Source organism: Kineococcus siccus, assembly GCF_009906795.1.
GTDB classification, from domain to species: Bacteria; Actinomycetota; Actinomycetes; order Actinomycetales; family Kineococcaceae; genus Kineococcus; species Kineococcus siccus.
This window is the reverse complement of record NZ_JAAALN010000254.1, coordinates 1-5,329: the sequence shown is the minus strand read 5'-3', so window position 1 is coordinate 5,329 and position 5,329 is coordinate 1. Positions and strand designations below refer to the sequence as shown.

The following is a 5,329-nucleotide window of genomic DNA, read 5'->3' as shown; positions in this document are numbered from 1 at the left end:
CACCCCAGCGCACCGCCTCCTCCGGCCCCCGGCAGCGGGGTGCGGCGCCGAGCGCGCTGCCCGACGACCCCCGCGCCGGCGTCCTCGCCCAGCGGCTGACGGCGCTGTCCCTGCGCGACGAGGACCGCTTCCGCCGCCGCCTGTCCGCCCTCGCGCGCCAGCGCGACGAGGCCGCCCTGACCACGGCGCTGGACGACATCGAGAAGCAGGTCGACTCCGCCGAGGCGCGGGCGCAGCGCCGGGCGGCCAGCGTCCCCGCGCTGCGCTACCCGCCGGAACTGCCCGTCAGCCAGGAGAAGAACCGGATCGCCGACGCCTTGCGCGAGCACCAGGTGGTCGTCGTGGCCGGCGAGACGGGCTCGGGCAAGACCACCCAGCTGCCCAAGGTGTGCCTGGAGATCGGCCGCGGGGTCCGCGGGCGCATCGGCCACACCCAGCCCCGCCGCATCGCCGCGCGCGCGGTCGCCGAGCGCGTCGCCGAGGAGCTCGGCACCGAGCTCGGCGGCACCGTCGGCTACGCGGTCCGGTTCACCGACACCGTCGGCGAGGACAGCCTCGTCAAGGTCATGACCGACGGCATCCTGCTGGCCGAGATCCAGCGCGATCCCGAACTGCTGCAGTACGACACCCTCATCATCGACGAGGCGCACGAGCGCAGCCTCACCATCGACTTCCTCCTCGGCTACCTGGCGCAGCTGCTGCCGCGGCGTCCCGAGCTCAAGCTCGTCATCACCTCCGCGACCATCGACCCGCAGCGCTTCGCCGACCACTTCGGCGGCGCACCGGTGCTGGAGGTGTCCGGGCGCACCTACCCCGTCGAGGTCCGCTACCGCCCGCTGCTCGCGGCCGAGGCCGCCGAGGCGGCGGGCCAGGACGACGAGTCCGACGACGGCGTCGGCGAGTCCGACCCCTCGGGGTCGAACGAGGTGGCGCTGCCCGACGACGACCGCGACCAGACCGAGGGCATCCTCGACGCGGTCCGCGAGCTCGCCACCGAGGGGCCGGGCGACATCCTCGTCTTCCTGCCGGGGGAGCGGGAGATCCGCGACACCGCCGACGCGCTGCAGCCGCTGCTGCTGGAGCGGGAGTTCCGCGGCACCGAGGTCCTGCCCCTGTTCGCGCGCCTGTCGGCCGAGGAGCAGCACCGGGTGTTCCGGACCGGGCGGCACCGCCGGATCGTGCTGTCCACCAACGTGGCCGAGACGTCGCTGACGGTCCCGGGCATCCGCTACGTCGTCGACGTCGGGACCGCGCGCATCTCCCGCTACAGCGTGCGCACCAAGGTGCAGCGCCTGCCGATCGAGCGCATCTCGCAGGCGTCGGCGAACCAGCGCGCGGGCCGCTGCGGCCGCGTCGCCGACGGCATCTGCATCCGCCTCTACTCCGAGAAGGACTTCGCGTCCCGCGAGGAGTTCACGCAGCCCGAGATCCTGCGGACGAACCTGGCCTCGGTCATCCTGCAGATGACGTCGCTGGGCCTGGGTGACATCGCGGCGTTCCCGTTCGTCGAACCCCCGGAGCAGCGCAGCATCACCGACGGCCTGCAGCTGCTCGCCGAGCTGGGGGCGGTCGAGGACGCGCGGGCGGGCGACCGCGGCGTGCCCCGCCTGACCCGGATCGGCCGCGACCTCGCGAAGCTGCCCATCGACCCGCGCCTGGGCCGCATGGTGCTCGAGGGCCACCGCAACGCCTGCCTGCACGAGGTCCTCGTCGTGGTCGCGGCCCTGTCCGTGCAGGACCCGCGCGAGCGCCCGCTCGAGCAGCGCGACCGCGCGGCCCAGCTGCACGCCCGGTTCCGCCACGAGCAGTCCGACTTCCTCACCTACCTCAACCTGTGGGCCTACCTGCGCCACCTGCAGGACGAGCTGTCGTCGTCGGCGTACCGCCGCCGCGTGAAGTCGGAGCTGCTGCACTTCCTGCGGATCCGCGAGTGGCAGGACACCTACAGCCAGCTGCGCCGCATCGTGCGGGACCTGCGGATGGACGTCGTGGTGCCCGAGCTCGGCGAACCCGCCGAGGGCGAGGTCGTGCCGCGGGCCACCTACGACGGCGACGGGATCCACCGCTCGCTGCTCGCGGGCCTGCTCGGCAACATCGGCCTGAAGGAGCTGCCCAAGGAACCCGCCAAGGGCCAGCGCCGCACCCGTCCCGACGGTCCCCGCCAGCAGGAGTACCTGGGCGCCCGGGGTGCGCGGTTCGCCATCTTCCCCGGCTCCGCGCTGGGCCGGCGCTCGCCCGACTGGGTCGTCGCCGCCGAGCTGGTCGAGACCTCGCGGCTGTGGGCGCGCGTCGCGGCCTCGATCGACCCCCGCTGGATCGAGCCGCTCGCCGAGCACGTCGTGAAGCGGAACTACTCCGAGCCGCGGTGGTCGCGCAAGCGCGCGGCCGTCGTGGCGACGGAACGCGTGACCCTGTACGGGGTCCCGGTCGTCGCCGGGCGCACCGTGGCCTACGGGTCCATCGACCCCGAGCTGTCGCGGGACCTGTTCATCCGCCACGCGCTCGTGGAGGGCGACTTCGAGACGCGGCACGCGTTCTTCCACCGCAACCGGGAGCTGCTCGCCGACGCCGAGGAGCTCGAGCACCGCGCCCGCCGGCGCGACATCGTCGTGGACGACGAGGTCCTCTTCGCCTTCTACGACGCGCGCGTGGGCCGCGACGTCGTCTCGGGCCGGCACTTCGACGCGTGGTGGAAGCAGGTCCGCCAGACCCAGCCCGACCTGCTGACGTTCGACCCGGCCATGCTGGTGGCCGACGACGCCGCGGTCAGCGAGGAGGAGTTCCCGCGCCGCTGGCGCCAGGGCGACCTCGACCTCGACCTGACCTACGTCTTCGACCCCGGTTCGCCCGAGGACGGCGTCACGGTCGAGGTGCCCGTCGGCGTCGTGAACCGCTTCGACGACCGGGACCTGCTGTGGCAGGTGCCGGGGTTCCGGCACGACCTGGTCACCGCCGAGCTCCGCTCGCTGCCCAAGGCGCTGCGCAAGAACCTCGTGCCCGCCCCGGACCGGGCGGCGGAGTTCCTCGACCGCGTGACGCCGCGCAGCGAGGACTTCTTCGCGGCCTTCGAGCGGGAACTGCCGCGCCTGGGCGACGGCACGGAGATCTACGAGGAGGACGTCGACTGGTCCAAGGTGCCCGCGCACCTGCGCGCGACGTTCCGGGTCCTGGGCGAGGACGGTCGCGTCCTCGCCCAGGGCAAGGACTTCGCGCGGTTGCGCGACTCCCTCGTCACCTCGGTGACCGAGACCCTCACCGAGGCCGCGGACGAGCTGCAGCGCACCGGGGCCACGACGTGGTCGGCGGACGCCGACCCCGACGACCCGGGCGTCCTGCCGCCCGAGGTCCCGACCGTGCACACCAGCACGCGGCGCGGCGCCGAGGTCACGTCGTTCCCCGCCCTCGTCGACGAGGGGGCGACGGTGGGCCTGCGGACGTTCGCGACGCCGGCCGAGCAGGCGGCGGCCCACCGCGCCGGGACCCTGCGGCTGCTGCACCTGCAGGTGCCCTCACCGCTGCGCGCGGTCCAGGCCGGGCTGCCCAACGAGGCGAAGCTCCTGCTCGCGCGGGCCCCGCACGGCAGCGCCGCGGCGGTGCTCGCCGACTGCGTCGACGCCGCCCTGCGCGACCTCCTCGACCGCTGCGGCGGCCCCGTGCGCACGGCCGCGGAGTTCGAGCGGCTGCGCCGCGCCGTGGGCGCCGAGCTGGAGGCCGTGACCGCCGAGGTGGTGCAGCGGACCCTGCGGGTGCTGGGGGCGGCCGCCGACGTCGAGCGCCGCATGGCCCGCACCCAGAGCCTCGTGCTGCTGCCGACGCTGGCCGACGTCCGGGAGCAGTTCACGGGCCTGGTCCACCCGGGCTTCGTCGCGGACACCGGCCGGACCCGGCTGCCGGACCTGCTGCGCTACCTGCAGGGCATCGGCCGCCGGCTGGACGCCGTGCCCGAGAACCCGCAGCGCGACCGCGTCCGGATGGCGGAGCTCGCCCGCGTCCGGGACGCCTGGGCCTCCCGGCTGCGCAAGGCCGGCGCGCACCCCTCGCCCGAGCTCGCCCGGATCCGCTGGACGCTCGAGGAGCTGCGGCTGCAGAAGTTCGCGCCCGGCGTGCCCACCGCGCACCCCGTCAGCGACGAGCGCGTGCTGAAGGCGCTGGTCGAGGCGCCCTGACGCGGGGGCGTGGACCGGCCCGCGGCCGCGCGGGTGCTCACCGGCCGGCGACCCGCGCCTGCCCCGGGTCGGCGCCCGGGTCGGCGCCTCGCAGTTCGCGCGCCGCGTACATGGCGGCGTCCGCCGCGGCGACGAGGTCGTCGAGCTGCGAGGCGTCCTCGCCGAGGTCCGCCGCGCCCAGGCTCGCGGCGACCCCGGCGTCGAGCAGCGCCCGCTCGAGCCGGTCGGCACCCGCCCGGACGTCGCGCGCCGTCGCGCCCTCGAGGAGCACGGCGAACTCGTCGCCGCCGACGCGCGCGCACAGGGCCCCGCGGCCCGCGGCGCGGCGCAGGGCCTGCGCCGTGGCCACGATGAGCTCGTCGCCCGCGGCGTGGCCGCGCGTGTCGTTGACGCGCTTGAGACCGTCGACGTCCACGACCACGACGCACGCGGGACGTCCCGCGCGCCGGGCCGCCTCGACCCGCGGCCGGCCGTGCAGGAGGAACCCGCGGCGGTTGGCGAGCCCCGTGAGCTCGTCGGTGAGGGCCACGTCCTGCAGCCGGCGCCGGGCCAGGAGCAGGCGGTCCACGGTGCGCAGCTGCACCACGTGCAGGACCCCGGCGAGGACCGTGGCGCACGCCAGGTGCACGCCGTACTCGCGCCACTCCCCGGCGCCCGGGTGCCGGGCCGCCACGACCGCCCAGCCGCCCGCCGTGGCCAGCACGACGACCAGCACGTGCGCGTGCGAGCGCAGCAGCGCGCCCGCGGCCAGGACCGCCAGCAGCACCGCCGTGGTCGCCCAGGCCGAGGCGATGACGGCCACGAAGACCAGGCACTGCGCGCAGACGAGGAGCAGCACGCCCGCCAGGGCGACGCCCGGCCGTCCGCGCAGGAGCGGGCCCTCCCGCGCGGCGTGGACCGCGAGGCAGACCACGGCGAGCGCGACCGAGACGGCGGCCAGGCGCACGCCCTGGGCCGGGGGCTGCAGCAGCAGGTGGACCGGCGCGAGCAGCAGGAACAGCCGGCTGCCGGTCCGGCTCACCGACGCGAGGTCGGCCGCCACCTGGGCGTCGTCGGCCAGCCAGGCGGGCGGCGGCGACGCCGGTGCGGCCGGCCGGTCGCGCGGCGGTGCGGCCCGCTCCGGCGGCAGCGTCGGCGGGGCGGCCGAGCGCCGCGGGCAGGGC

The 5,329-nt window shown here is 76.1% G+C and carries 2 protein-coding genes; one reads left to right on the top strand and one right to left on the bottom strand.

The window, feature by feature from the left end; translation table 11 throughout:
- The first annotated feature begins 56 nt into the window (after positions 1–56).
- Positions 57–4,166 (top strand): ATP-dependent RNA helicase HrpA, encoded by a 4,110-nt coding sequence (gene hrpA / locus GTR02_RS19390; protein ID WP_166609126.1) that lies wholly within the window; start codon positions 57–59, stop codon positions 4,164–4,166.
- Positions 4,167–4,203: 37 nt separating this feature from the next.
- Here hrpA and GTR02_RS19385 read toward each other — a convergent pair.
- A partial coding sequence (locus GTR02_RS19385) for a GGDEF domain-containing protein (RefSeq protein ID WP_166609125.1) occupies positions 4,204–5,329 on the bottom strand: 1,126 nt, incomplete at its 5' end.